The sequence below is a fragment of the Kribbella jiaozuonensis genome (genome assembly GCF_005233875.1).
GTDB lineage: Bacteria > Actinomycetota > Actinomycetes > Propionibacteriales > Kribbellaceae > Kribbella > Kribbella jiaozuonensis.
The window spans coordinates 1,738,742-1,764,455 of sequence record NZ_SZPZ01000001.1 but is presented as its reverse complement, the minus strand read 5'-3'; the positions used below and the strand labels follow the sequence as shown (position 1 = coordinate 1,764,455).

The window sequence follows — 25,714 nt, the reverse complement described above, 5'->3', positions numbered from 1 at the left end:
TCTCGCGCCATGAAGACCATCGTTCTCGTCCACGGGTTCTGGGTTACTCCGCGCAGTTGGGAGCACTGGATCGAGCGCTATCAGCAGGCCGGCTACAACGTCGTCGCGCCCGCCTACCCGGGGCTGGAGGTCGAGGTCGAGGCGCTCAATGCCGACCCGGCGCCGATCGAGCAGTTGACGGCGCCGGCGATCATCTCTCACCTGGAATCGGTCGTCGGCGGCCTCGATGAGCCGCCGATCATCATCGGACACTCCGCGGGCGGCGCTTTCACCCAGGTATTGCTGGACCACGGGTACGGCGTCGCGGGCGTGGCGGTGAACTCGGCACCGACCGAGGGCGTGCGCGTCACCCCGCTGTCCCAGGTCAGGGCGTCGTTCCCGGTTCTGAAGAATCCGGCGAACCGGCACAAGGCTGTCGGTCTGACACCCGAGCAGTGGAAGTACACGTTCGCCAACACCTTCAGCGACGAAGAGTCACTGGAGCTGTACCACCGGTACCACGTACCGGCGTCCGGCCGGATCTTCTGGAACAGCCTGCTGGCGAACTTCGAACCCGGCCCTCAGGACGTCCATGTCGACTACCACAACGACAACCGGCCGCCGCTGCTGTTCATCTCTGGCAGCGACGATCACCTCATGCCGCCCAGCATCCAGCGATCCAACGCCAAGCACTACAAGTCGCCGAAGACCGTCACCGAGATCAAGGAGTACCCGGGCATGCCGCACCTCATGCCCGCGCACGAGGGCTGGGAGGAAGTCGCCGACTACGCCCTGACCTGGGCGGTCAACCAGGCCGGCTGGCCGACCGCGACCAAGTGACAGTCATGGCCGACAACCGCACCGAGCCGCCTGGCTTCGAGAGCGACATCAAGCCGCTGTTCCGCGAGAAGGACCGCCAGGCAATGCTCCGGTACTTCGATCTGTGGTCGTACGACGACGTCAGCCGGCACTCCGACCGCATCCTCGCGCGCCTCCGGGCCGGCACCATGCCCTGCGACGCCGCCTGGCCCGAAGCCCGGACCGACCTCTTCCAGCAATGGACCGAAAGCGCAAACCCACGTTGAACACTTACGCCCGGCGGAAGATCTTGTACGCCGCTGCGGTGGTCAGACCGTAGGTGAGGTGAGCGGTGAGGTCCTTGGCCAGGACCTTGTAGTTGTACTTCCAGATCGGTTCGTACCCGCCGCCGCAGGCAGCGCAGCCGCCAGAATCATCGCAGCGGCTCGCTGCGGGCTTCCACGGCACGATCACCACATTGTGGGGCGGTTCTACACATCATGAGCCACTCGCTGCCGGTGCCACCATGAGATCGGCATCAAGATCACCGTCGTACCGGACGTACGGCATGATCTCCAGCAACTCACACAACCGATACCGACTGAACGCCGTCATCGCCCAACGCCCATCAGGCTCCGCAGCCTCAACCCCCTCAATGATCGCCTCAGCCGCGGACGACGTTGACGCGCTTGGGCCCGCCGCGTCGACGACGCGGTGGGCCTGTTGCGCATCGATGACGCGCCGGTAGGGGCCTTGGAAGGCCCCTAGGCGACGTCCCAGTGGTAGTTGGTGTCCCACCGCCAGGAGGCCCACACGGCGGCACCGAGGCAGATGGCTCCGGACAGGACCGGGTCTGCTCGTGGTTCACGCTTGCTGGGCGCGGGCGGTTTCACGGTCCGGGCTGGTCGCGGTGGTCACCGACGGTGCGGTGCGGGGCCAGGTCCAGGCGTAGCGCAGGATGACGGCGAGAAGGATCAGTTCCAGTGCGACGCCGAGGCCGTAGAAGAACAGCCAGGACCCGCCCGCAACGTTGAATGCCGTGACGGGGATGTAGAGCGAAGCCACGATCAGGTTCGTGCTGCGGCTCGCCCGGACCGGCAGCGTCATCGACCCCACGACCATGAAGATCGGGACGGCCATCAGGGCCAGCGACGTGGTCGTGAAGGTCTGGGAGGTGTCGAACTTGAAGACCCTGCCGGCGAGGATGTCTTCGACGATGCCGGGCTTGTAGAAGTTGAGAATGTCCACGTAGGCATACAGGAACATGAGGCTTGTCCACGCGGCGGCGAGCTTGGCTCGCACCGGGACCGGCTGGTCTTCCAGGGTGGCAGGTGTTCTCATCATGGACTCCGTTGGTGTGGTGAGGATCGGTAGTTCCACGATCGCCTGGCCTGGCGGCGGGCGCCTCGGTCCGGAGGCCGGGGTTCACCTGGCCGATGGCACGGTCTCCCTCTAGTGCTTTCGGCTGGTACGCCGAGGGTGGCCGAGCCCTAGGCTGGAGCCGTGGTCACTGTCCGGCGCTCCATCTGGCACGAGCCGCGGCCCGCTGATGCCCCACCCATCGGTCGGCTCGACTGGCTGCTGGCGGGCGTGTTCGCGGCCGCCGCCTTGGTCGAGGGCATCGTTCGGCCGGGCTTGGCTTGGCGGCCCCTTGTGACGGTGCTCGCCCTCGCGGTGATGCCTGCGCTGCTCTGGCGGCGGGCCCGGCCCCTGGTAGCCGTCCTGGTCGGGTGGGGCGTTGCCGGGCTGCTCTCGGTCCTCCAGCTGACCGTGCACACCGGGGACCTCGGCCTTGATTCCATGACGGCCGTCGTGATCCTGCTCTACTCCTTGGTGCGCTGGGGCTCGGGCCGGGAGATCGTCTTGGGGACGGCGTTCGTGACAGTCGTCGTCCTGCTGGGGATGTACGCCGCCTCGGCGGGCTGGTCCGAGGTCTTCGGCGGGAGCGTCCTGTTGCTGTTGTTCGTCGCCCTCGCGGTGGTGTTCCGCTACCGCGCAGACCTCTGGCGCCGCCAACGGCGCGAGATCCGCAATCAGGAGCGGGTGGCTCTGGCTCGCGAGCTGCACGACACCGTGGCCCACCACGTCTCGGCCATCGCGGTGCAGGCGCAGGCCGGTCGGGTGGTCGCCGGCCTCCAGCCTGACAAGGCTGCCGAGATCCTGGCCGCGATCGAGCGTGAAGCGTCGCGAACCCTGGCCGAGATGAGATCCATGGTGCGGGTACTGCGTGAGGAAGAAGCCGTCGCCTACTCACCGCAGCTGGGTGTCGCGGATCTGCCTGCGCTGGCGCGCGCCGACGCGACGCCAACCGTCGAGGTCTCGCTGGACGGTTCGTTGACCCGGCTGGCACGACCCGTGGACGCCGCGCTCTACCGGCTCGCGCAGGAGTCGCTGACCAACGCCGTACGGCATGCCCGGAGCGCGACCCGCGTCGGGATCGACGTACGCCGGGAGGGCGACGCCGTCAGGCTGCGTGTCAGCGACGATGGCCGGACCGAGCCGGGGACGGCCCCTGGGCCCGGATTCGGCCTGCTGGGCATGGCCGAACGCGCCCAGCTCCTCGGCGGATCACTGTCCGCGGGCCCGGGGCCCGGAGGTGGCTGGGTGGTCGAGGCCGTGCTGCCGGTGGAGGCATTGGGATGAGCATCCGTGTTGTCGTAGCCGACGACCAGGACCTGGTCCGGACCGGGTTGGTGATGATCCTCGGCGCGCAACCTGACCTCGAGGTCGTCGGGGAGGCAGCAGACGGGCTCGCAGCGCTCGACCTGGCGACCCGGCTGCGTCCCGATGTCCTCCTCGTCGACATCCGGATGCCCGGGCTCGACGGCGTCGAGGTGACCCGGCGCCTGGCCGGGCCGGACGTGACGGATCCGATGGCGGTCGTCGTGATCACCACCTTCGACCTCGATGAGTACGTCCTCGGCGCCCTCCGCGCCGGCGCCCGCGGCTTCCTGCTCAAAGACGCCGGTCCGGAGCTCCTCGTGCAGGCCATCCATGCGGCGGCCAACGGGGACGCGCTGATCGCCCCCAACGTCACCCGCCGGCTGCTGGCGACCTTCGCCGACCAGGCGCCGGTGGTACCCGTCCAGCCCGTCGACCCGCTCACCGAACGCGAGGAGGAGGTGCTCGTGCTGGTGGCACGCGGCCGCACCAACGCCGAGATCGCCACTGAACTCTTCGTCGGCCTGAGCACGGTCAAGACCCACGTAGCCTCGTTGATGACCAAGCTCGGCGCACGCAACCGCGTGGAGATCGCGATGTGGGCCCACGACACCAGACGCGTGAGAGCCGATTAGCGGATACAGATCGCAGCGTAGGCCCGTGGGGGTTCCGTAGCATCCCGAACGAGTCCAGAGCCGCTGTCACACATTTTGCACTTGAGGAGCGGGCTCGGCCGGGTCAGTCGGATCGAGGCCGATCGGCGAGAACGTGCTGTCGCAGCGGCTCCGCGAACTCGAGGGGCGGAGATCGTGCGTCGGCGCAGGTTCGCGCCGAGCGGCACCCGACGCCGTCATCGCCGCGGATGCATCGGCCCTTCAGTCATTGGCGTTCACCGACCGTCGCCTCGCGGAGGCTGACCCGGAGTCATGGTCCGCTGCGGTGAGTTCGGCGCGGGTTGGGTTTTGGACTGCGTCGGCGAAGTAGAACCGCGAAAGTGCTGCTCGGAGACGATCCCGCCTGCGATGCGGCCGGGCAACGCCGTTCTCGTCCGTGGTGGGCGGAACCTCCAGAACCGTGTCGCGATCCCTCGCCGTCAGCAGGTAGGACTCGTACACCGAGATCGGTAGATGTTTCTCGGCGTACGCACCTTCCGGTGAACGGACGATGATCCCACTCTCCCGTCCGTGCAGGAGGCGCTCCCTGTCGGCACGTTGCAGGGCGATCGCGACCCGCCGACTGATCCAGAAGGCAAGAACCGGGCCGACCACGATCAAGACCCGGCAGACCCAGGTGATGGTGTTGATCGAGGAGTGGAAGTGAGTAGCGATCAAGTCGTTGCCGCTGTTGAGCCAGAGCACGCCGTAGAAGGTGATCAGGCCGGCGCCGATACCGGTTCGGGTCGGCACGTTGCGCGGGCGGTCCAGCAGATGGTGCTCGCGTTTGTCCCCGGTGATCCACGCCTCGATAAACGGGTACAAGGCAACGAAACCGATGAAAAGCGGTGGTACCACGAGAGCAGGCAGGAAGATGTTCCAGCTGATCGAGATGCCCCAGAAATGCGACTCGAAGCCAGGCATCAGACGTACGGCGCCGTCCAGCCAGCCCATGTACCAGTCGGGCTGCGAGCCCGCCGTCACCTCGGCCGGGTTGTACGGCCCGTACAACCACACAGGATTGATCTGGAAGAGCGCACCCATCAGCGCGGTGACGCCGAACACCACGAAGAAGAAGCCGCCGGCCTTGGCCATATAGACCGGCATCAACGGGTAGCCGACCACGTTCTTCTCGGTCCGGCCCGGCCCCGGGTACTGCGTGTGCTTGTGGTACACGACCAGGAACAGGTGGACCGTGATCAAGGCCAGCAGTATTCCGGGGATCAGCAACACATGCACCGTGTAGAACCTGGAGACGAAGTCGTCGCCGGGGAACTGGCCGCCGAAGATGAAGAACGCCAGGTACGTGCCGACAACCGGAGCGGCGAGCACGAGACCTTGGGTGATCCGTAGTCCGGTGCCGGACAGCAGGTCGTCCGGCAGGCCGTAACCGATGAAGCCTTCGATGATGCCCAGGAACAGCATCGCGATGCCGATCAGCCAGTTCAGCTCACGGGGCTTGCGGAATGCGCCGGTGAAGAAGATGCGAAGCAGGTGGATGCTCATCGCGGCCGTGAAGAGCACCGCGGCCCAATGGTGGATCTGCCGCATCAGCAGACCACCGCGAACGTCGAACGAGATGTTCACCGCGGACTCGTAGGCCTCTGACATATGCAGACCCTTGAGCAGGCTGTACGAGCCTTGATACTCGACCTCGGCCATCGACGGCCTGAACCAGAAGGTCAGGAAGATGCCGGTCAGGATCAGGATGATGAAGCTGTAGAGCGCGATCTCGCCGAGCATGAAGGACCAGTGGTCCGGGAAGACCTTCCGCAGATTCTTCTTCCCGATCTTGCCGATGCCGAGCCGGTCGTCGAACCACTTGACCGGTGGCGGGAAGTTCTCTTGTGCCATACGTCAACCGCCTCTTCGAGGACTTATGCACAAGTGATGCACGACGTCGTTGCAGGCCGCAACCTAGCTACCTGTTCGATATGTCACTGCATCCACGCACCGGCCGGCGGCAGAAGACATCCATGGCACCGATCGCGTCAGCTCGGGAGGGTTCCCCGGATGATGCTGTTGTGCGAGTGTTCGGGATTGCCGTCGTCCGGCTCCAGCGAGACGTCGACGATCCGATATCCCTGCGCGGTGACATCGGGCGGAATCTGGAACGTCCCACCTGTTTCAGGGTTGAGTACGCCGAGCGAGACCATGCGCTTGCCGTCGAGGTTGATCAGCCAGACCTCGTAGAAGCCTGGAGTGTTGGCGAGACCTGATGCGGCGACCTTCAGTTGGTTGCCCGCGTTGTCGCGAATCAGGTCGGCACTCCCGTCGCCCGACTTGCCTGCGAGTGGTTGGAGCTGGATAACCGCCTCGGCAGGAGGCGGGGTGTTGTCATCCGAGGTGACCAGCAATGTGCCGATCACGCCGGCGGCGACCCCGACGACCGCCGCGACGCTCGCGGCAACGGCAAAGCCCCGCCAGCGCCTCTTGGCAGGCTTCTGCGTGAGGCGGGTAATGGCACCAGGCCCGTCGGCGCGGTGGTTCGAGCTCGCGTGATCTGCGGGTACGGCGGGCTGCGGCGAGGTTGCGGTCGGACGGGACTCGAGATCGACTTCGGCGCTGACCCGTAGCCATACATCATCCGGCGGGAGCTCCAGCCGGTGAAGCTGGCCCCTCGCCGCGGCGACAGCCCGCAGTTCGTCCAGGCTGTCACGGCATTGTGCGCAGTGCTGGAGGTGATCGGCGGCAGCTGGGTCGGGTTCGTCGCCGTCCAGGGCCCATTGGGCCAGCAGCTCATCATCGAGATGCGTCGTCACCTTTCACCTCCTTGAGTCGGTCCCGCAGATGCAGGAGGCCTCGGCGTACGTGGCTCTTCACCGTGCCTAACGGCAGAGCCAGCTGCTCAGCGATCTCCGGATAGGTCTGATCTTCGTAGAAGGCGAGGTGGAGGATCGTTCGCCTGGGATCCTCGAGTTTCGCCAGTTCGTCGGCCAGCACGACCCGGTCGACAGTGTGTTCGTCCAGCCTCTCCGTCGCCGCGGGCGCTTGTGCGAGTCCGGCGGCGGCCTCGACGCTGCGATGCTCGCGACCGCGTGCGGCCAGCCGATCGGCGATCCGGTGCCGGGTGATCCCGGTCAGCCACGAGCCGAGTTGCCCGCTGGCCGGGTCGAACGTCGCCCGTCCTCGCCACGCGGACACAAAGACCTGTTGGGTCACATCCTCGGCGTCGGCTCGATCCCCCAGCGATCTCAGCGCCAGCGTGAACACAAGGCCGGACCAGCGCCGATAGGCGTGCGCGAGACTCTCCTCGCGGCCCTCCGCGAAGCTCTTCGCGATCTCGGCCGGCGACGGCAAGCCGGCCTCGGTACTGGTCACCCCTCGAACTCTACCCAATCCAGCGGACGCAACTTTCGATGCAGAACTTGTGCAAGCTCGACCTTGCACAACTTTTGCATTGATTGCCGCATCCGAGCGGCCGGCACCGACGGAAGAAGGGACAAGTAGTCCGATCCCTAGGAGGACCCCTCATGTCCGTCCGTCGAGTCATTGCCCTGCTCGCCGCCGGCCTCGTGGTTGCCGGCGCCCCAGCGGCTGTGGCTGCAAGCGCTCAGGCCCAACCGACAGCCACGGCCACGGTGTCGGTGCTGCATGCGGTTCCCGGTGCAACCGTCGATGTCTACGCCAATGGCAAGGCGCTCCTCACCAACTTCAAGCCCGGTACCCTCACCGACCCGGTTCAGCTGCCGGCAGGTGCGTACGACCTGAAGGTGACCAAGGCCGGTGCCGGCGCGAAGGGCGCGGCACTCATCCAGGCGAACGACGTGAACGTCCCAGGAGGCGCGAACATCACCGTCGTAGCCCACCTCTCAGCGTCCGGCAAGCCGGTGCTGACGCCGTACGTCAACGATGTGTCCAAGCTCGCCGCGGGCAAGGCTCGGCTGACCGTTCGGCACGATGCAGCGGCGCCGGCCGTCGACGTCCGTGCCGGTGGCAAGCCGGTGTTCGAGGGCCTGACCAACCCGAAGGAGGTCAAGGCTGACCTGCCTGCCGGGACAGTCAAGGCCGACGTAGTTCTCGCCGGAACGTCGACCGTCGCGATCGGCCCGGCGGATGTGAACCTCAAGGAGGGTACGAACACGATTGTCTATGCCTGGGGCAGCGCATCGGGCAAGAACCTCAAGCTCGCCGTGCAAACGATCTCCGGTCTGCACGGCAACCCGTCCGGCATTCCGGGAGGAACTGGCGGCCAGGCGGCTGCGCAGGACACGTCGACCAGCTCCCCGTGGCTGACAGGCGTTCTCGGGCTGATCGGGCTCGGCGTGATCGGCTTCGGCGCGACGGCAATCCGGGCGCGTACCCGGTCGTGATCCGGACTCACGGTGCGGCCATCCTGGCGATGGCCGCACTCACGGTCGGCAGTTCGCTTACCGCCTGCACATCCCGCGACCGAAGCGTGCAGACCGCGCCGGTGCTTGCCACCCCGTCACCGGCTCAGTCCGTTTCTACTGCGGGGAACAGCCGTATCCGCGCTCGACCAGCGGATCCGCCCGACACGACGAGCGTCGTACAACCGGTTAGATTGCAGCTCGCCGGCGTCGGGATAGACGTCCAGGTCGTTGCCGTCGGGGTTGCTCCGGACGGGCAGATGGCGCTTCCCCCGAATCCCGCGACGATCGGCTGGTACCGCTTCGGCCCGAGCACCACCGACGACCGCGGTTCAGTCGTCCTGGGCGGTCACATAGACAGCAAGCAGTACGGCGTTGGCCCGCTGGCGCGGCTGCGGCGACTCCACCCCGGGGACATGGCGGTGATTCGCCTGAGCAACAACTCGGTGACCAGCTACCGCGTCCGGACTGTCGAGGACATCGCAAAGTCGAGCCTGGCCCTCAACAAGGTCTTCGACCGCGACGGTGCCCCGCTGCTACGGATCATCACCTGCGGCGGACCGTACGATCACAACGGCGGAGGCTACCGCGACAACCTCGTGGTCACCGCGGAACCCACGTGATCCCACTGCTGCGATCACAAGTGCTGAGTACGACGGGACGCCGCCACGATTCGCCTGATGGCTCCGTCGAGGTCGTTCAGATCACGATCCGGTCGGGGCCAGCCAGGTCCAGCTCTCAGGACGTGGTGTCCGAGTCTCTCCAGCCGACGCCTCAGGGCGGCCTGACCGCCGCGTCGCCTCGTGGTCCAGAGCACGACGACTGTCGGCTGAGATCGCTCAGCTGCCGCCAGGACAGCCGCGTCGTTGAAACCCGCCTCGAGGGCGATGACCGGCACGCCTCGTTCGAGCAATGATCCGCGGAGGACCGTCATCGGTAAGGTATGGCGCTCGTCGGGGCAAGGGACCAGCAGGCACGGTCTTCCGCTGTGCTGGAGTCCCCGATCAACGACGTACCGCTCGATCGCATCCTCGACTGTCCCAGCGAGCAGGAAGGTGAGATCGATGCAATCACCGAGGTCAGCGAATCGTCGTTCGAGCTCGTGGAACGCAGGTGTCACCACCTCGTTCCAGGCTCGCTCGACCCCCTGCAGCTCGAGCAGAGTGTCGAGCGTCTCCGCCATCGCGGCCACCTGGTAGGACTCGGCAGCGGCGAGCAGATCGTCCGGCGCGGACGACACTGCACTCGAACGTCCGGTGAGCCGAGCTGCATCCACCGCCGAGGCGCCCTTGGCGATCAGCGCGATCATCCGGCGCAGTCGGGCAACGTCCGCGGCAGAGTATCGACGGTGCTGCCCTGCGCTGCGTTGCGACGGACCGATGCCGTACCGTCGCTCCCAGCTGCGGATGGTGACAGTCGGAACGCCGAGCATCTCGGCGACGCGACCTACTGGCCACACCATCTCCCCGTGGCCGGCGTCCCGCACGGTCGGACGATCTGGCATCTTCCTACGATGACACGAAACCTCTTCTGAGCACGCATCCTGCACCGATACTGCACAACTTCTGCATCCGTGTCGCGCTCCGGACCGGAAGGGTAGGTGACAGCGGTCGCGACGGCGCGGCCGTGCTCATCGAAAGGTTGTCCGATGCGCAAAATCTCACGACGCCTGACTCGTTCCCTGGCGACCGCGCTGGTCGTAGCCGGAGTTGTCGTCACGAGCGCAGTCGCGACCACGACCCAGGCGTCGGCCCATCACCAGCCGGGCAGTCGCAGCCTCGCCACCGTGCTGGCGGCAGACGGCGACACCTTCGACCACAACTGGAACGACTACGACGTACTCACGAATGCTGTGGGTGCCGTCCTCGCCGCCAAACCGAACAGCCCGGTGAAGGTTCTGGCCAACGGCAATGTCCCGCTGACGGCCTTCCTGCCCAGCGATCGCGCGTTCCGGCTTCTCGCCAAGGACCTGACCGGCAAGTGGTACAAGTCCGAGAGCGCCCTGTTCACCGGTCTGGCCGGCTTGCTCGGCGTCGACACGATCGAAGCGGTCCTTCTGTACCACGTCATCCCAGGGGCGACGATCGACAGCCGTACGGCGCTGAGGTCCGACGGCGCCACGCTCAAGACGGCTCTGCCCGGCGGTTCGATCAGGGTCGACGTAATCAGCAAGCGCTTCCGGATCGTCCGGCTGATCGACGCCGACCCCAACGACCGCAACCCGCGGCTCAACCGATGTGCCCTCGACATCAACAAGGGCAACAAGCAGATCGCCCACGGCATCACCCTGGTCCTCCGCCCACTCGACATCTGACGGCTCGGACGCCTGGCGTCAGCTACTCCCTCACGCTGCTTGACGTCGGGCGTCCGAACCTCGTGTAACCGAAGCCGGCGAAGGCGAGGAGTAGGAGTCCGACGATCAGCGACACAAGCGGTACCCAGAATCCGATGGCGTGGAGCTGGCCGGCCTTTGATTGGTAGCCGCCCTCCTCCACGCCGTTCTCGGTCGCGCCGTTGACGTTCTTCTTCACCGTTGCGTCGTCGTACTCGATCGAGACCTGCGTGGCGGTCAGTTTGTCGGCACCGTTGTAGGCGATGGTGGCGAGTTGCTGTTCCTTGCCCTTGATGATCGCGCCGGTGACCGGTTCGATCCACAGGGTCCTGGTGTTCTTGTACGTGCGTTGCGCCACGACCGAGTCCTTCCCCGGCTCGCCGACCAGGTTCCCGGGAACCTCCAGCGGCTTGGCCTGGGGGACCTCCTGCTTCGGGATCTCCTGCTCGAAGACGTACACCTTCAGCCCGTACAGCTCGTCCTCGCGTTTGAACTGGATCGGGAACGCCTTCCGCAGTGTCGTGTCCCAGAAGTTGTACGTCTTCTTCTCGGTGCCGAACGGGAACTTGAGCACCAGGCCCTCGTGGCCCTTGAACAGCGCGCTCTTCGGGTCGGGCCTGAGCCGGTCCGCCTTCTCCAGCGTGGTTGTGACGTACTCGCCGCTGTCGTCGTTGCCCGACGGATTCCACCGGACCGACTCACCGGTGCGCGCATCCAGCACCACGCGCTCCTGGACGAAGCTCAGCGGCATCTCCGCGGTCTTCGACGCATCGTCGGGGAACTGGTAGTTCTTCGAGTCGTCCGTCACCACGGCGGTGTCGTACACGACAACCTTGCGGTTCAACGCCTTGCTGATCTTGTCGGCCGCGACCACGTCACCGCGCACCGTGCGGCGGGCCTCGAGTTCTATGTTCCTCTTCACCTTCAGGTCCGCGACGCTGAAGATCGTCGCATTCGGACCGTCCGACACCGTGTGCGCGATCTGATCCGCGGGTGCGACCGCCAATGCCGGATAGGCGTAGAACTTCGTCAATGCCGCGACGCCGACGCAGAACACCCCGAGCCCGATCAGCACCGCACGAATACGAGTCCCCACTGCATCCCCTCCCGGTCTGTTCGCGGGACCCTACCAGTGAGTAAGTGGCTTTGAGAAGACGCCGACAACGACGGATTCGCGGGACGTCGAACTGGCATATAGTCCCGCCCCATGAGGGGGATCTCACGCGTGCCGAACTCGCCGGAGACATCGGTTCTCCGCGGCATTGTGGTGACGCTGGCCGTGCTGCAAGCAACCGTCCTCGGCCTGCTGGCGCGACGCGGTTCATGGCTGTCCGACGATCTCGATTTCCTGGTGCAGGGCGGCCGTGGCTTCGCGCCGCACGAACTGCTCGAGCCGGTGAACGACCACATCGCCCCCGGCCTCCGCTTCATCTACGCGGCCTTCGCGACTGTCGCCCCGCTGAATTACGACGTCACCGTCATCTGGCGGATCCTGATGCAGGCGCTCGCGATCACGCTGATGGGCCTGCTGCTGATCCGCGTTCTGGGTCCGACCTGGTGGGTGATTCCCGGTACGGCGCTCTACGCACTGATGCCGGTCAGCATGCCGTCGTTCATGTCGCTGTCCAGCGGCGTCAACAACCTGTCCGCACACGTCTTCGGCCTACTGTTGCTGCACGCAACGATTGACTGGTACGACGGCCATCGCCGCCGCGCCGTTGCCTACGGCCCCCTGTCGCTGCTGATATCCCTTGCCTGCTGGGAGAAGTCAGGCCTGATCCTGCTGACAGTCGCGGCGATGGCGCTGTATCTCCGGGATGAACCTCTCCGTCAATGGCTACGGCGAACGTGGCCGTTCGCGGCGGCGCTCGGCGCGGCGGTCCTCGGATTCGGGCACCTTTACATCACCCATGCCAGCCCGTCGCGAGGCCAGGTACCAGCACCTGCCGACCTGGTCGGACTCCTCGGACGCGGGTTCGAGGTACCCCTGTCGGCCATCGTCGGAGGACCGTGGACCTGGGCACGGACGGGTGAGGCGTTCAGCCTCGCCGCGCCACCGCTCGCGGCGCTGTTGGCCGGTGGATTGCTCACCGCGCTGTTGTGGGCGGTCGGGTGGCGACGCGACCGCCGCGCGCTGCTCTTCTGGATCGCAGTAGCCGTCTACGTACCGGCCACGGTCGTGCTCGTGTCGTACGGACGCTTCTCCACGTTCGGTTCCGTACTCACGGTGCACTACCACTATTGGTCCGATCTCTCGATCCCGCTGACGTTGGCCGTCGTACTCGCGGCCCGGCAGGTTCGCGCTTTCGTCCCCATGCTGCTCCTGGTGGGTTTCGCCGCCGGAGTGATCGTCTCGGACGCCGGCTTCGCCCAGCAGTGGGGCAACAACCCGGCGAAGGCGTACTTCGCGACTGTCGACGCCGAGCTGGACCGGACCGGCACCAACGTGAACCTGTGGGACACCGCGATGCCGCAGCCCATCGGCACCGCCTTGATGTCGGACCGTCGGTTGTCCCCTGTTCTGCAGATGGCCGGTCGGCAGTTCCGGGTGCAGGAGCCGGGCAGCGAGCCACTCATCGTCGACGACACCGGGCACATCCGGCCGGCCTCGTTCGCGGTGTGGTCCCGCAACGCCGCACCAGCCGTGCCGAACGCCTTCTGCAACTTCTTGCTCCGCGGCACCGAGCCGTTGACCATCCAGTTGAGTCCGACCCAGAACGAGGTCGCGGTCGCGGAGTGGTTCGTCAAGGCCGCCTATTTCTCGAATCGGGAGAACGAGGTCTCGGTCGAGCTACTCGACGCCGATGGAGCGGTGACAGCGTTGCCTGCCAGGAACTGGCCGGCCGGCGCCACCACGATGTACCTCGGCCCGTCGCAGCGGATCCGCGCCACCGAACTGCGGCTCCGGTCCGCCGATCCGGCAAGCAACCTCTGTGTCACGGATCTTCAGATCGGACTCCCGCAATGAAGACCAGGTTCGCTGCCCTGGACGGCCTGCGCGCCATCGGCGCACTCGCGGTGCTCACGACACACGTCGGGTTCCACACCGGTACGTCGCTGAACGGCCCGCTCGCCGGACTCCTCGCCCGGCTGGACGTCGGTGTCGCCATCTTCTTCGCCATCTCCGGGTTCCTGCTCTATCGCCCGCACGTGGCAGCCTGGTACGACAGCACCGAGCCGCCACGCGTCCTGCCGTACCTCCGCAACCGCGCACTCCGGATCCTCCCGGCGCTGTGGATCGCCGTACTGCTGTCGGCCCTCCTCGTTCCGCACAACAACGGAGTCACCTGGGCCACCTATCTCCAACACGCGACTCTGACCCAGATCTACTTCGACAGCCCGCCCGCCGACGGCCTCACGCAGATGTGGAGCCTGGCGACCGAGGTCACGTTCTACCTACTCCTGCCTGCGCTGGCCAAGCTGCTGACCGGCAGCGGCCGTCCGACGCGCCGCAGTGTCGCTGGGCGAATCGCCGTACTCACCGCACTGGCCGTGCTCGGTCCGGTGTGGATGGCAGGCGTGAACGCCACCGGCCACCCACAGGCAGGACTCTGGTTGCCCGGGTACCTCGGTTGGTTCGCGGTCGGGATGGGCTTCGCACTGTGGCAGGTCGCCCGGTCCCGCGGGCAGCTGACGACCCCCACTCTCGACACCCTGGCCCAGATCCCCGGCACGGTCTGGACGGCCGCCGCAGCATTGTTGCTGATAGCCACGACTCCGATCGCCGGACCGTACAACCTGTCCGCGCCCACACCTGCACAGGCACTGATGAAGAGCCTGCTCTACACAGCCGTTGCAGCGTGTGCGCTGTTCCCGGCGCTGACGCCGACGACTCGCTCGGCCCGGCTGCTCGGCGGCCGCGCCGGGCACCTCGCCGGCAACATCTCGTACGGCGTCTTCGCGTACCACCTGATCGTGCTGAGCCTGATCGAGCAGCTCACCGGCTACACCCTGTTCAGCGGCCGATTCGTCCCGATCTTCGCGTCAACCCTCGTCATCTCCGTCGCTGTCGCCGTGGCGAGCTACTTCGGGGTGGAGCGCCCGATCATGCGTCGGGGCAGACGAGACAGCCGGTACGACGTCTCACCCGCAAAGGCTGACAGCGATGCGAGCGCACAGCCGAACAGCACCGACGCCTGGACCGCAGCCGAGGTCACTCCGGCATCGCCCCCGGGCCAAGGCTGAGCTGCCGCGACCAGCGTCCCGACCGCCACCACCGCTGCGACCAGTCCAAGCACTGCCCGTCGAGGCAAGGCCCACGCGCACAGCGCGGCCACTGAGACTGCACCGAGGCCGATCCAGCCCGCCATGAATGTTCCCGCCACCAGTCCGAAGCCGAGGACCGCCCAGGGGCGAAGGATCCGTCCACCAACGAGCTGCTGCCCCGGGTGATTCGAGCGCCGGGAGAACAAGGCCAGCGCGACCACCGACAGCAGAGCGAGCAGCCCCAGGAGGACGCCGGTCCGGTAGCTGCCGTCAGGCCCGAAGCGGGCCGTCACCACCTGCGCCTGCCCAGCCGGCACGAGCCAGCCCTGCTGCCATCCGCCGACGCGGATCGGTGTGAGTTGGTGGCCGCCTGCGTCGTACGCCTGCCAGCCCTCGTTGTAGTTCTGCGCGACCGTGAGCACCGACTGCTCCGCCGCATGCGGCACGTCGAGCTTCAACTCGGCAGGGCTCTGCCGCGACACCTTGACGCCCTGCACCGAGGTCGCGCGAGAGCTGGGGGCGCCGAGCCTGAGCTCGATCGGGACAAGACCACCACCGGCCAGGACGTCCACGGAGTGTCGCCCGGCCAGCACGGAGACGTCCGTGTCCTTACCGCAGCCGCTGAAGGTCACCGGTCGCCGCTGCAGCAGGTCCCGCACCGTCGCCGTGGCCTGCGTGTCCGCGGGCACGCCGTCGACTCGGATGCCTGGTCCGAAGCCGCACGGCACCCCGATCTGACGGTTCGGATCGAGTCCCCTGCGCAGGTCCTCTGCGCCCAGCACGCGCACCTCCGCCACACCGACCGGCGCAGTCTGCGAGTAGCCGGTCGCGGAGTCGAAGTCCAGCTGCGGTCTGGTCGCGACGAAGTCCACCTGAACCAGACGCGCCTTCCGTGCGGCGAAGCGGACATAGCCTTCGGCATCGACTGCACTCCTGGTCGGCGCACCACCGTCGAACCGCAATGACACCTCAGCCGGTCGGGACGCCGTCAGATACGGATCACCGAGGAATTGCAGCCCGGTCAGACTGCGGTCTCGAGGCAACCTCAGGGTGAGACTGGGAGCGGGATCGTCGGGATCCGCAACCCACCCCGTGCCGAGGTCCCGATCCACGGCCGCGCCCGGCCGACCCTCCGGCGCAGCCACCGCCCGCGATGACGCCGTCGCGCTGATCCCGCCGGGCACAGCCAGCAAACGCTCCAGCGCCTCGCCGTCCTGCGGTAGAGCTGTGCCTTGCACCTGGTACGACGCGGTCTTCGGGAGCTCGATACTCCGCAGCAGCCCGGTCGGCTCCTCCGAGTCTTCGGCCTGACTCGGTCGACACAGCGGCCGGGTGTCCACGTGCAGGCAGGAGGACCGCCCGATCTGCTGGTTCCTGAACACCAGCGCGCTCGGCTGACGCGTTGACGCCGGTACCGACAACCTGTTCACGGCCAGCATCCCAGGCAGTGTCACCTCGGCGATCGATACTCCCCCGGCCTGTCTGCCGTCGGTCGTCCCGATGCTCAATCGCAGCCGCTGCGTCGAGCCCGGCGGCACCGGAATGCTTTGAGGATCTCCCGATCCCGACACCACCGAGGTCAGCGAACCGGCGTCGGTCTCCACCTGCAGCGTCCGCACCGGCTCGGTCGTTGGCGGGTCCAACGAGAACTGCACGGTGAGACCATCGACCGTCCGTGGCTCCGCGAACGTCACCTCGAGCCACTCGCCGCTGGCACGACCGAACCGGCCCGAGACCCACCGAGTCGCCGGGTCGCCGTCCACCGCGGCGAACGGGCCGTTGCCTGGTCCGGTGCGCAAAGTGGCATCGGCGTCAGCAGCCGACGACGACGCCCGTACGTCGACGACACCGCCGGCCCAGGTCCTCGTCGTCGGCGGCGACGCACCATCGAGTTGGTACCCGAGGACGCGCCGCCCCAGTCGACCGGGATCTGATGCTGTCAGCACCGGCGAATAGTTCTCGGCCGGACGACCGAAGGACACCTCCCGGCGTTGCAGGCCGTCGGTCTCGATCAGCGGCAAACCGTCGAGCCGCCCTGCCGCATCGGAGCTGGTGATTGCTTCCTGATCAGCACCCATCGCGGTCAACGCAGCCGGTACATCCTCGGCCGCTCCACGCACCTCGACAAGCCGCGACCGCGGTACCAGCCGGCCGGCATCGGTCTGGCCGGCGTCGTAGATTTCCACACTCGGATAGGGCAATCGGGTGTGACCGTCCAGCGTGACATCAGGCTGCTCGATCCGGCTCCCGGTGGGTGGACCGAAGGACGCGACGCGCCCGATACCGGACTCGCCCAGGCTCTCGTGTACGGCGATGGTCGACGCGAGCTGCACGTCGTACCGAAGATCGTTGCGTACGACGACGTACCTCACGCCTGCCCGCTGGAGTGCCTGCTGCAGGGTCTTGTCCCCGACGCCGGAGCCAAGCCGCCGCTCGACCTCATCCAGCCATCTGGTCGCACCCGCTGACCCCAACGGCACCGCGTCCCGCACTGCCATCGGCCGCTTCAGCAGCGCCTGGAACGGCTCGTCCTTGGTCGAACCCCAGGTGAAATCCGCGAACGACGCAGCAGGTACGACGAGGACGCTGCCGTCCCCGGGCTGGGCGTCGAGCCAGGTCGCGGCCTCGCGCCAGTACGCGGGAATGGCGTCGTACCCCTCTGGTCTGGGCAGCTGACCGACGATCGCGGGAGTGGCGACGGAGACCACGAGGCAGGACACCAGGACAGGGACGACTCGGCGATGGATGCGATGGGAGACCGACCAGCTGGCCAGCCGGGCGAGCGCGTGCGCTGCGGCGAGCGTCAGCGGCAGCCGGACGACGAGCTCGAACTTGTGCGTGTTGCGAAAGGCTGCGAGAGGTCCGTCGAGTAGGTCCTGCAGTTGCGGCGCCAACGGCGAGCCTGCCGCACCCGCATGGCCGAGAGTCACCAGCAGCAGGCCGACGAGCAGCGATAGGTGCAGGAAGCCTCGATGCTTGAGGGATCCCATCGCCAGGCCTACGAGCCCAAGCAGCGCCACCAGTGACGTGGTGAGGATCAGCATCGGCTGCGTGACGTAGAGCCAGCCCGCAGGCCAACTGGGACCACCGTTGCCGGCCAGGAAGTTCAGCCACTGCGACGTACCCCGGAAGGACTCGAAGACACTGGCCATGTGGGTCGTGATCGCTGCGTTCTCGATCCAGTCCAGGAACGGCGGGCTGTATCGGCCGAGCAGCATGAGCGGCACCAGCCACCACAACGAGACCGCTACGACGCCGACGAACCAGCTGACCGCAAGCTTCACCGTCGAGCGATCGAACCGCCTGGTGAGCAGCCACAACGCGGGCAGCACCAGAGTCGCACCGGTTGCCACCGCGTTCACTCCACCTACCAGCGCGAACGCCACGGCAGACCAACCGGCACGCCACCAGAACGAGCGCGGCCGCGGGGTGACGAGCGGTAGCAGCACCCACGGAGCCATCGCGATCGGCCAGACCTCGATGGACGTTATCGACAGCTCGCCGAGCATCCGCGGACTCAGCGCATACATCAACGCTGCGGCGAAACGCGTCCAAGGAACGCCGTACTGCAAGGCATTGCAGAGCTTCCAGACACCTACCAGGGCGACACAGAGGACCAGCGACCACCACAGTCGCTGGATGATCCAGTCCGGCACCGACAGCACGTCGAGCAGCCAATGGAACGGTCCCATCGGCAACAGATAGCCGTACGCCTGGTTCTGCAGTTGGCCGAATGCACCTTGTGGGTCCCACAGGTGCAAGGCCCGACCGAGGAACGCGCCAGGATCGGCAGTCAGGTCGAGCTTCGTGTCCGGGACGATCTTGCCCGGTGCTTGGTGGAAGCAAAGCGCTATCAGCACCAGGCATGCAACGGTGATCCGCGCCCGCCAGACCACTTCCCCCGAACGACGTCCCCCCGGTTCACTCATCGTCGCCGCAACACCAGGACGAGATTCCAGGCCACGACCTCACGGAGAACAGGCAGTGCGAGTACGCCGTACGCCCACCGCGGGTGGTATCTCGGCAGGGCCGCGACCAGCTCGGCACCGGGGCAACTGCGCGCCCAGCGCAGCCCCGCCGCGACCGTGATCGGGAAGAGCGATTCACCGAACTTGTTCTTGGGCGGGTGACCCTGATGCCGTTCGTAACGGCCGGCCGCGCGGTGTCCGCCGAGGTAGTGCCACGGCGAGGTCTCGTGGCCGCCGTGCGGTCCCCACCAACCGGTGTAGGACAGGAAGATCGTTCCTCCGGGCCGGGTGACCCGCACCATCTCGTCCGCCATCAGCCAAGGCTCGGGGACGTGTTCGAGCACATTCGAGGAGAAGCAGATATCCACTGCGGCGTCGGCAACAGGCAGGGCCATGCCGCTTCCCAGGACAGTGCCCGGTACAGGCTCGCCCCGACCGCTCAGTTCGCCGAGGTCCGAGTCCACGGCGTAGTACGTCGCCCCGGCACGACGGAAGGCATCGGCGAAGTAGCCGGGTCCGCCGCCGATGTCGAGCATCAGCGCGCCGCCGACGTCGACGTACTGCGCCAGTTGCTCCGCCGAATCTTCAGCAAGCGTTTCATAGAAGCGATCCGGGTCGGTCTGCTCGACCTTGAACGCGCGGAACAACCGCACCGCCCGGCCCAGATCGGCGCGCCACTCCGCGCGCCCCGTGGCATTCGTCATCACCTGCACACGCGGGACATTAACGGAACTTCCGAGGTCTGGCGGAGATCGTTACTCCTTGGTAACGTCCCCGCCCATTACCTCGGGGGAGGTGATCAAAGAGGGTGGGGCTGAGCAGGTGCGTGCGCAGAGCGTGCTGTTGCTGAACTGGCGGGACACGACCAACCCGGAGGGAGGGGGTTCCGAGCGGTATGTCGAGGAAGTCGCGAAAGGCCTTGCATTGCTGGGCTGGTCGGTGACGGTGCTGTGCGCCGCGTACCCCGGGAGTCCGCGCCAGGCGAGCCGGGAACAGGTGCGGTACGTGTACCGCGGCTCCAAGATCACGGTGTATCTGCACGGGCTGCTGTATACGTTGTTCCATCGGCCGGACTGCGTTGTCGACGTTCAGAACGGGCTGCCGTTCTTCACCCGGCTGGTGCGTCGGTCTGTCGTGGTGCTCGTCCATCACGTGCACCACGAGCAGTGGCAGGTCGTGTATCCGGGCTGGCGTGGCCGGCTGGGATGGTGGCTCGAGTCTCGCGTGGCTCCATGGTTGTACCGCGATTGTCCTTACGTGACAGTGTCTTCGGCGTCCCGCGACGAACTCACCGAACTCGGAGTCGACGGCATAGCCGTCATTTACAACGGTGCCGATCCGGCGCCGGCGCGGCAACGCCCGCAGGCCGACGTGCCGACCGTGGTGTGTGTCGGCCGGCTGGTCCCACACAAGCAGCTCGAGCACGCGGTGGACGCGATCGCGTTGGCGCGCAAGGCTTTGCCGACCTGCAAGCTGATCATCGTCGGCTCCGGCTGGTGGGAGGACGAACTGCGCGAGTACGTCGCACAGCGCCGGCTTGCCGACGCGGTCGAATTCCGCGGCCACGTGAGCGAGGAGGACAAGCATGCGGCGTACGACGAAGCGTGGATCCTGGCACTGCCCAGCCTCAAGGAGGGCTGGGGTCTCGTCGTCGGTGAGGCCGCGGGTCACGGCGTACCCACCGTCGCGTATCGCAGCGCAGGTGGGCCGACCGAATCCGTGCACGACGGAGTGTCGGGGATGCTCGTCGACAACGAGAGTGATTTCGCGACGGCGATCACGGAACTGCTGCAGGACGGCACGCTCCGGCGGCGGTTGTCCGAGGGAGCGTTGGCCGGCGCCGACCAGTTCACGTGGAGCGCGGCGGCGCTGGCCTTCGACCAGTTGCTGGCTACTTCGAGCCGTAGTTCACGATCGGGACATCGGCCTGGCCCTGCGGCTGGCCGGCCGGCGGCGCCGGATCGTCCTTCACCTGCTGAACCACCCCGACAACTGTCGTCGTAGCCACCGCGAGCCCTGCGAGTACGGCGATTGCCGCACCGATCAGTGATCCCATGAAATACGTCCCCTCCCGGTCAAGTGAACCGAAGAGTAACAACGCCGCGCCAGGGACACCAGAGCGGCGAGCAACGTTGCTCCGGCAACCGTCCAGGCCGCGAGGATGACCACTGTCCGCCAGAGCGGATGCGGCTGCGGCGCCGGCGTACCGTCGAGCTTGTAGACGATGACCGACGGTCCGGCGAACTCTCGCTTCAGACCGCTCATCATGGTTTCCGGCAGCGGGCCGCCTGCTTCCCGATCCACCACGATCCAGCCGATCCCCTGCTGCAGCAGTACAGGTGCCGGATCTGTGCCGTCGTCGATGGATTTCCGTACGGCGCTCGCTACTGCAGCGGCCTGCGGATCCTCACCGGCGAGACGCCGGCCGCCGATGATCAGCTCGTCGGGTACGACCGAAGCCTGGTCGAAGTAGCGCGGCATCGGGTCCAGCACAGGACGACGGCCGTTCCACGACGGTGCGCGGTACGCCTCGAACGGCCACGGGACGAAGCGACCGTGGAGTGCTTGTTGGGCTTGCGACCAGTCTGCTGGATATCTCGATACGTGAAGACCCGCGCCGGCCACGAGCCCTGGTAGCGCGGCGATCGGCAGCAGGAGTGCTGTGACACCGACAACGCGCTTCAGAGGGACGCGCTGCGCGATCGCGCAGACAGCCGCGCCGAAGCCGATCGCTTCGAGGAGCACCAACGGCCCGAGATACCGCTGGCCGTCACGGAACAGGCCAACCCCGGGGACATGGGCAACCAGCTGGGCGAAAGCACTTGGCGCGATGACTCCGGCCAAGGCGATCGCTGTCGCTACGACGGCGGCCACCGAAAGGGCGCGGATTGGCTGACTCCGCCTCCAGTGCAGTGCGATGCCGGCCAACGACAGCAGGAGTACGGCGAACGCGATCACCAACGAGACCGGCTCACCTCGGCTGTCCGGGACGACATCTGCATTCCAGACGCCGCCGAGAGTAAGCAGCGTCGGCAACGTCCCGCCGTACCCCTCATTGCGGGCCGCGAACGCTGTCACTGAGGCGGGGTCGGTGGGTAGTCCGACGTGCGTGAACCCAGCGACCAGCCAGGGCCCGTTCAACAGAACCGCAGCGCCCAAGAGCCAAAGCTGCTTCGCCCACGGTCGCCAGAGCAGCATCAATCCACCGACAAGCAGACCGATGACGCCGCCGGATGCGGTCAAGGCACAGGCCGCCGATGCAAGGACGAATCCCGCCCACCCTTCCCCCCGGCGCACTCTGATCGCGGACCGCACCAGCCAGGGCAGCGCGGCGTACCCGAGAAGCAGCGCCCAAGCGCCGAGGCGCAGACGTTCAGCCACGAACGGATTCCACATGTACAACGTCGCGGCCGCCGCACCGGGCAGCGCACCGCCGAAGCGAAGCTCTCGCCACAGGGCCGTCATACCGAGACCTGACAGCAGCGGAATCGCCACCAGCACCAGCTTGTTCAGAACCTGGCCGCCGGCAATCTCGTCCAGCACCGCGACCACCACATCCGACGGAACCGCCCGCGGCATCGCCGCCGAAACCCCGAACAGATCAAGCCGCAACGAAAGGTCAGGCACGAACACCATGTCGTAACCGACCACGAACCCTGGAGCGAGCAGCGGCGCCGTGATCAACACAGTAAGCAGGACAGGCCAGAGCCACGGAGCAACACGCCTCCAACGCTCCGACACCCTTCGTCCTCTCCTCAGGCCACACCCCCGAGGTCAAGGTGAACTCAGCAAGGGTAGAAGCTGGCGCATTGATGCAAGTCAGACTCGCGCCACTGCGGAAGCCTAGGTTGCCAATGAGGGTGGCGGTGCCGCAACGCGAGCATCTGGCATGGCATCGGAGAATCGGTTGGCCGGGCTGCCGAACCCAGCAGGCCCCATTGAGAACAGTGACCCGCGGCGGCCACCTCCGATACGTCCGTCTGGATGTGGCTGTGCGTCACCTCGCGGTGTCGCCCGAACCCCGATCCCGTTTGAAACCCTGCGCGCCGCCTTGCGCGACCGGCAGCAGTCGCTGCTCGGATTGACGGAGATGTTCGCGCATGGCCTCCGCGGCGGCTGCTGCGTCGCGTTGCAGGATGGCGGTCGCGATGTTCGCGTGCTCGGCAATCGTGTCGAGACCGACCTCGGGCTCGAAACGGAGTCGATACAGATGCCACTGGAAATGCAGGCCGGCCAGCGTCTGCTCGAGCACCGGGTTGCCTGAGTAACGCGCGATCAGGGCGTGGAACTCGGTGTCGTGAGCAGCGAAGGCCCGGTAGTGGCCGTAGGCGTCGCCGATGTCGTCCGCGCGCATCAGTTCGACCATCTCACGCAGATTCGCGAGCTCGAGGTCGTTGGCCAGCTTGGCCGCCTTGGCGGCCGCGTGCGGCTCCAGCAGATGGCGAATCTCGAACAGGTGACCGAGCGACGCCAGGTCGAGCAGCGGCGCCACCGCGTAGCCGGTCAGCGCCCGCTTGCGGATGAGGCCATCGGACTCCAACCGGGCCAGCGCCTCGCGCACCGGCGTCGTGGAGATCTCCAACTGGCGCGCCAGTTCCTCGATGTTGATCCGCTCGCCGGGCTCGAGCTGGTTGTCCATCACCAGCTCTTTGATCGTCTCGTACGCGCCGTCGGTGAGGATCTGCCGTGACGGTCGGTGCGCGCGCGACGACGAACGCGAACCCTTGCCAGCGTTTTTCATATCCTATATGGTAACGCACACGGCCGAAGTAAGCGACCCCGAACGGGCTCCCCGGCCGACGATGTTCGGAAGACCAACCGGCGTCACCTCTCGCGCGCAACTCCTCGATCGAGTCCTGCGCGCAACCTTCTCCATCTAGTGAGGAGAACTACATGCTCATTCCATATAGGATGCATGGAACGCGCGTAGCTGAACGGGTGCGGGCTCATGGTTGACCGCCCAGCCGACAGCGCACCCGTCGTCCGTGACAGCAGCCGTACGGTGTCCCGGAGTAGTACTCCGTGGCTCACCCTCAAGCGTCGCGAGGCGCTGACCGGGTACGCCGCGATCCTCCCCTGGCTGCTCGGATTCCTGCTGCTGACCGCGGGCCCCATGGCCTTCTCGGCGTACCTGATGTTCACCCGCTGGGACCTGATCTCCAGCCCCGAGTGGATCGGATTCGGCAACTTCACCCGGCTCGTGCACGACGACGTGTTCCGGGAGGTGCTGTGGAACACGGTCTTCTACACGGCGCTGACGGTGCCGCTTCAACTGGTTGTCGCGCTTGCGGTCGCACTTCTGCTCAACCTCGACATCATCGGCCGCAACATCTACCGGGCCGCGGTGTTCCTGCCGTCGCAGATCCCGTTCGTCGCGACTGCGATCCTCTGGTTCATCATCTACAACCCGAACTCGGGATTGGCCAACGAACTTCTCGGCAAGGCGGGCATCGGCCCGCTGAACTGGCTCGACAGCAGCCACACGGTCAAGCCCGCCCTGATCATCATGGGCGTCTGGGCCTTCGGTAACGCGATGATCATCTTCCTCGCCGGCCTGCAGAACATCCCCATGCATCTGCACGAGGCCGCCGCCATCGACGGCGCCGGTGTCATCGGCCGGTTCTGGCACATCACGCTACCGATGCTGTCACCGACCATCTTCTTCAACCTGATCATCGGCACGATCGGCGCCTTGCAGGTGTTCGTCCCGCCCTACGTGATGACGGGCGGCGGACCCGGAAACTCTTCCCTGATGGGCGTTCTCTACATCTACCAAACGGGGTTCCAGAACTTCTCGATGGGCTACGCCTCGGTGCTCTCGTGGATCTTGTTCCTCGTGATCCTCGTGCTGACGCTCGGACAGTTCCGGCTCGCGCGTCGATGGGTCTACTACGAAGGAGACGCGTGATGGTCAACCTGGCAAGCCCTGCCCCGCCGGACGGTCGCCGGCGCCGGATGCTGATCAAGTTCTCCGGCCGGACCGCGGCGTACGTCGCGCTGACCGTGATCGCACTCGCCGCACTCGTGCCGATGGTCTATGCCATCAGCACGTCGCTGAAACCGAGTGGGCAGGAGCTCACGATCCCGGTCCGCTGGATCCCCAGTCCCGTTGAGTGGGGCAACTATCTGCGGATCTTCCAGGTCGCGCCGCTGCTCACGTTCTTCAAGAACACGATGATCATCACGCTGGTGACCCTGGTGGGCAACGTGATGGTCTCGGCGCTCGTCGCCTATGCCTTCGCCCGGCTGCGCTTCCCGGGCAGGGATGCGCTGTTCGTCGTGGTACTCAGCACGATCATGCTGCCGTATGTCGTGACGCTGATCCCGCAGTTCGTCCTGTTCCGCAACGTCGGTCTGGTCAACACGTTGTGGCCGCTGATCATCCCGTCGATGTTCGGCCATCCGATCTACATCTTCCTGCTCCGCCAGTTCTTCAAGAGCATTCCGGTCGAGGTCGAGGACGCCGCCCGGCTCGACGGTGCCGGCTTCCTCCGAACCTTCTGGAGCATCGCTCTCCCGCTCGCCCGGCCGGGGCTCGCCACGGTCCTCATCTTGTCCGTACTCACGCACTGGAACGACTTCATCGCCCCGCTGGTGTACCTGAACACCGAGGACAAGTGGACGTTGTCGCTCGCGGTCAACCTGTTCCAAGGCGATTTCCGGATCAACTACAACCTCATGATGGCCTACGCCGCCGTGATGACGGTTCCTGTCGTGCTGGTCTTCTTCGCGTTCCAGAAGTACTTCGTTCGCGGCATCACGCTCAGTGCCACGGCCGGTCGCTGA

22 protein-coding genes and 2 pseudogenes are annotated in these 25,714 nt (G+C 66.4%); 12 read left to right on the top strand and 12 right to left on the bottom strand.

What is annotated here, in order from left to right:
• Nucleotides 1-9: 9 nt before the first annotated feature.
• Both FDA38_RS08570 and FDA38_RS08565 read left to right on the top strand, forming a co-directional pair.
• Nucleotides 10-819, top strand: coding sequence for an alpha/beta hydrolase (locus FDA38_RS08570; protein ID WP_137253486.1), 810 nt, complete (start codon nucleotides 10-12; stop codon nucleotides 817-819).
• Between the two features lie 5 nt (nucleotides 820-824).
• Complete coding sequence (locus FDA38_RS08565) at nucleotides 825-1,064, top strand: hypothetical protein (RefSeq protein ID WP_137253485.1); 240 nt, start codon at nucleotides 825-827, stop codon at nucleotides 1,062-1,064.
• A 4-nt stretch (nucleotides 1,065-1,068) separates the two neighbouring features.
• Here FDA38_RS08565 and FDA38_RS42115 read toward each other — a convergent pair whose 3' ends face one another.
• The gene (locus tag FDA38_RS42115; RefSeq protein WP_170989630.1) at nucleotides 1,069-1,245 is read right to left on the bottom strand and encodes a hypothetical protein; all 177 of its coding nucleotides are present in this window, start codon (nucleotides 1,243-1,245) and stop codon (nucleotides 1,069-1,071) included.
• Between the two features lie 396 nt (nucleotides 1,246-1,641).
• Complete coding sequence (locus FDA38_RS08560; RefSeq protein ID WP_137253484.1) at nucleotides 1,642-2,118, bottom strand: DUF6326 family protein; 477 nt, start codon at nucleotides 2,116-2,118, stop codon at nucleotides 1,642-1,644.
• Between the two features lie 162 nt (nucleotides 2,119-2,280).
• Here FDA38_RS08560 and FDA38_RS08555 point away from each other — a divergent pair, with 162 nt between their 5' ends.
• Together FDA38_RS08555 and FDA38_RS08550 are read left to right on the top strand one after the other, a co-directional pair.
• Nucleotides 2,281-3,420 carry a sensor histidine kinase gene (locus FDA38_RS08555; protein ID WP_137253483.1) on the top strand — a complete coding sequence of 380 codons (1,140 nt, stop codon included), beginning with the start codon at nucleotides 2,281-2,283 and terminating at the stop codon, nucleotides 3,418-3,420.
• Entirely contained in the window at nucleotides 3,417-4,073 is a 657-nt protein-coding gene (locus FDA38_RS08550) for a response regulator (protein ID WP_137253482.1), read from the top strand. The genes FDA38_RS08555 and FDA38_RS08550 overlap by 4 nt, the downstream gene beginning before the upstream one ends.
• 240 nt (nucleotides 4,074-4,313) lie before the next feature.
• On the opposite strand, the gene qcrB is transcribed toward FDA38_RS08550, so the two are convergent.
• The 3 genes from qcrB to FDA38_RS08535 all read right to left on the bottom strand — a co-directional run bounded on the left by qcrB (nucleotide 4,314) and on the right by FDA38_RS08535 (nucleotide 7,412).
• On the bottom strand, nucleotides 4,314-5,945 hold the full coding sequence (gene qcrB, locus FDA38_RS08545) for a cytochrome bc1 complex cytochrome b subunit (RefSeq protein ID WP_137253481.1): 1,632 nt from the start codon (nucleotides 5,943-5,945) through the stop codon (nucleotides 4,314-4,316).
• A gap of 137 nt (nucleotides 5,946-6,082) precedes the next feature.
• On the bottom strand, nucleotides 6,083-6,853 hold the full coding sequence (locus FDA38_RS08540) for an anti-sigma factor domain-containing protein (protein ID WP_137253480.1): 771 nt from the start codon (nucleotides 6,851-6,853) through the stop codon (nucleotides 6,083-6,085).
• The gene (locus FDA38_RS08535; RefSeq protein WP_233714596.1) at nucleotides 6,834-7,412 is read right to left on the bottom strand and encodes a sigma-70 family RNA polymerase sigma factor; all 579 of its coding nucleotides are present in this window, start codon (nucleotides 7,410-7,412) and stop codon (nucleotides 6,834-6,836) included. Before FDA38_RS08535 ends, FDA38_RS08540 begins: the two co-directional genes overlap by 20 nt.
• A 152-nt stretch (nucleotides 7,413-7,564) precedes the next feature.
• Here FDA38_RS08535 and FDA38_RS08530 point away from each other — a divergent pair, with 152 nt between their 5' ends.
• Together FDA38_RS08530 and FDA38_RS08525 are read left to right on the top strand one after the other, a co-directional pair.
• The gene (locus tag FDA38_RS08530) at nucleotides 7,565-8,404 is read left to right on the top strand and encodes a DUF4397 domain-containing protein (RefSeq protein WP_137253478.1); all 840 of its coding nucleotides are present in this window, start codon (nucleotides 7,565-7,567) and stop codon (nucleotides 8,402-8,404) included.
• A 29-nt stretch (nucleotides 8,405-8,433) separates the two neighbouring features.
• Nucleotides 8,434-9,045, top strand: a complete 612-nt coding sequence (locus tag FDA38_RS08525; RefSeq protein ID WP_137253477.1) for a class F sortase — start codon at nucleotides 8,434-8,436, stop codon at nucleotides 9,043-9,045.
• A gap of 14 nt (nucleotides 9,046-9,059) precedes the next feature.
• Here the strand turns inward: FDA38_RS08525 and FDA38_RS08520 are convergent, their stop codons facing one another.
• On the bottom strand, nucleotides 9,060-9,926 hold the full coding sequence (locus FDA38_RS08520) for a MerR family transcriptional regulator (RefSeq protein ID WP_137253476.1): 867 nt from the start codon (nucleotides 9,924-9,926) through the stop codon (nucleotides 9,060-9,062).
• A gap of 144 nt (nucleotides 9,927-10,070) precedes the next feature.
• Between FDA38_RS08520 and FDA38_RS08515 the strand changes: the two genes are divergently transcribed.
• Nucleotides 10,071-10,736 (top strand): fasciclin domain-containing protein, encoded by a 666-nt coding sequence (locus FDA38_RS08515; protein WP_137253475.1) that lies wholly within the window; start codon nucleotides 10,071-10,073, stop codon nucleotides 10,734-10,736.
• 22 nt (nucleotides 10,737-10,758) lie between these two features.
• On the opposite strand, the gene FDA38_RS08510 is transcribed toward FDA38_RS08515, so the two are convergent.
• A complete protein-coding gene (locus FDA38_RS08510) occupies nucleotides 10,759-11,850 on the bottom strand; it encodes a DUF3068 domain-containing protein (RefSeq protein WP_137253474.1) in 1,092 nt (363 codons plus the stop codon).
• A gap of 111 nt (nucleotides 11,851-11,961) precedes the next feature.
• Here FDA38_RS08510 and FDA38_RS08505 point away from each other — a divergent pair, with 111 nt between their 5' ends.
• Together FDA38_RS08505 and FDA38_RS42950 are read left to right on the top strand one after the other, a co-directional pair.
• Nucleotides 11,962-13,722, top strand: coding sequence for a hypothetical protein (locus FDA38_RS08505; protein WP_137253473.1), 1,761 nt, complete (start codon nucleotides 11,962-11,964; stop codon nucleotides 13,720-13,722).
• Nucleotides 13,719-14,756 (top strand): annotated as a pseudogene (locus FDA38_RS42950) (acyltransferase family protein); the annotation flags it as partial. The gene FDA38_RS08505 and the pseudogene FDA38_RS42950, both read left to right, overlap by 4 nt.
• 20 nt (nucleotides 14,757-14,776) lie before the next feature.
• Here the strand turns inward: FDA38_RS42950 and FDA38_RS08495 are convergent.
• Nucleotides 14,777-18,889, bottom strand: coding sequence for an alpha-(1->3)-arabinofuranosyltransferase (locus FDA38_RS08495; protein WP_137253471.1), 4,113 nt, complete (start codon nucleotides 18,887-18,889; stop codon nucleotides 14,777-14,779).
• On the bottom strand, nucleotides 18,886-19,632 hold the full coding sequence (locus FDA38_RS43550) for a class I SAM-dependent methyltransferase (RefSeq protein WP_137253470.1): 747 nt from the start codon (nucleotides 19,630-19,632) through the stop codon (nucleotides 18,886-18,888). Before FDA38_RS43550 ends, FDA38_RS08495 begins: the two co-directional genes overlap by 4 nt.
• A 91-nt stretch (nucleotides 19,633-19,723) precedes the next feature.
• Between FDA38_RS43550 and FDA38_RS08485 the strand changes: the two genes are divergently transcribed.
• Entirely contained in the window at nucleotides 19,724-20,932 is a 1,209-nt protein-coding gene (locus tag FDA38_RS08485) for a glycosyltransferase family 4 protein (RefSeq protein WP_233714595.1), read from the top strand.
• Here FDA38_RS08485 and FDA38_RS42935 read toward each other — a convergent pair.
• The 3 genes and pseudogenes from FDA38_RS42935 to FDA38_RS08475 all read right to left on the bottom strand — a co-directional run.
• Nucleotides 20,886-20,984, bottom strand: a pseudogene (locus tag FDA38_RS42935) (DUF2613 family protein); the annotation flags it as partial. The gene FDA38_RS08485 and the pseudogene FDA38_RS42935 overlap by 47 nt on opposite strands.
• Nucleotides 20,972-22,615 carry a hypothetical protein gene (locus FDA38_RS08480; RefSeq protein ID WP_202877591.1) on the bottom strand — a complete coding sequence of 548 codons (1,644 nt, stop codon included), beginning with the start codon at nucleotides 22,613-22,615 and terminating at the stop codon, nucleotides 20,972-20,974. The pseudogene FDA38_RS42935 and the gene FDA38_RS08480, both read right to left, overlap by 13 nt.
• 310 nt (nucleotides 22,616-22,925) lie before the next feature.
• Nucleotides 22,926-23,669 (bottom strand): GntR family transcriptional regulator, encoded by a 744-nt coding sequence (locus FDA38_RS08475; protein WP_137253469.1) that lies wholly within the window; start codon nucleotides 23,667-23,669, stop codon nucleotides 22,926-22,928.
• A gap of 207 nt (nucleotides 23,670-23,876) precedes the next feature.
• On the opposite strand from FDA38_RS08475, the gene FDA38_RS08470 reads away from it, so the two are divergent.
• Nucleotides 23,877-24,836 carry a carbohydrate ABC transporter permease gene (locus FDA38_RS08470; protein WP_137253468.1) on the top strand — a complete coding sequence of 320 codons (960 nt, stop codon included), beginning with the start codon at nucleotides 23,877-23,879 and terminating at the stop codon, nucleotides 24,834-24,836.
• Nucleotides 24,836-25,714 (top strand): carbohydrate ABC transporter permease, encoded by an 879-nt coding sequence (locus FDA38_RS08465; protein ID WP_170989629.1) that lies wholly within the window; start codon nucleotides 24,836-24,838, stop codon nucleotides 25,712-25,714. The genes FDA38_RS08470 and FDA38_RS08465 overlap by 1 nt, the downstream gene beginning before the upstream one ends.

Coding starts and splice junctions, on each gene's coding strand:
- FDA38_RS08570 (WP_137253486.1), top strand. CDS start 10: ATGAAGACCATCGTTCTCGTCCACGGGTTCTGGGTTACTCCGCGCAGT.
- FDA38_RS08475 (WP_137253469.1), bottom strand. CDS start 23,669: ATGAAAAACGCTGGCAAGGGTTCGCGTTCGTCGTCGCGCGCGCACCGA.
- FDA38_RS08470 (WP_137253468.1), top strand. CDS start 23,877: ATGGTTGACCGCCCAGCCGACAGCGCACCCGTCGTCCGTGACAGCAGC.
- FDA38_RS43550 (WP_137253470.1), bottom strand. CDS start 19,632: ATGACGAATGCCACGGGGCGCGCGGAGTGGCGCGCCGATCTGGGCCGG.
- FDA38_RS08560 (WP_137253484.1), bottom strand. CDS start 2,118: ATGAGAACACCTGCCACCCTGGAAGACCAGCCGGTCCCGGTGCGAGCC.
- qcrB (WP_137253481.1), bottom strand. CDS start 5,945: ATGGCACAAGAGAACTTCCCGCCACCGGTCAAGTGGTTCGACGACCGG.
- FDA38_RS08525 (WP_137253477.1), top strand. CDS start 8,434: ATGGCCGCACTCACGGTCGGCAGTTCGCTTACCGCCTGCACATCCCGC.
- FDA38_RS08515 (WP_137253475.1), top strand. CDS start 10,071: ATGCGCAAAATCTCACGACGCCTGACTCGTTCCCTGGCGACCGCGCTG.
- FDA38_RS08520 (WP_137253476.1), bottom strand. CDS start 9,926: ATGCCAGATCGTCCGACCGTGCGGGACGCCGGCCACGGGGAGATGGTG.
- FDA38_RS08550 (WP_137253482.1), top strand. CDS start 3,417: ATGAGCATCCGTGTTGTCGTAGCCGACGACCAGGACCTGGTCCGGACC.
- FDA38_RS08465 (WP_170989629.1), top strand. CDS start 24,836: ATGGTCAACCTGGCAAGCCCTGCCCCGCCGGACGGTCGCCGGCGCCGG.
- FDA38_RS08530 (WP_137253478.1), top strand. CDS start 7,565: ATGTCCGTCCGTCGAGTCATTGCCCTGCTCGCCGCCGGCCTCGTGGTT.
- FDA38_RS08505 (WP_137253473.1), top strand. CDS start 11,962: ATGAGGGGGATCTCACGCGTGCCGAACTCGCCGGAGACATCGGTTCTC.
- FDA38_RS08565 (WP_137253485.1), top strand. CDS start 825: ATGGCCGACAACCGCACCGAGCCGCCTGGCTTCGAGAGCGACATCAAG.
- FDA38_RS08495 (WP_137253471.1), bottom strand. CDS start 18,889: ATGAGTGAACCGGGGGGACGTCGTTCGGGGGAAGTGGTCTGGCGGGCG.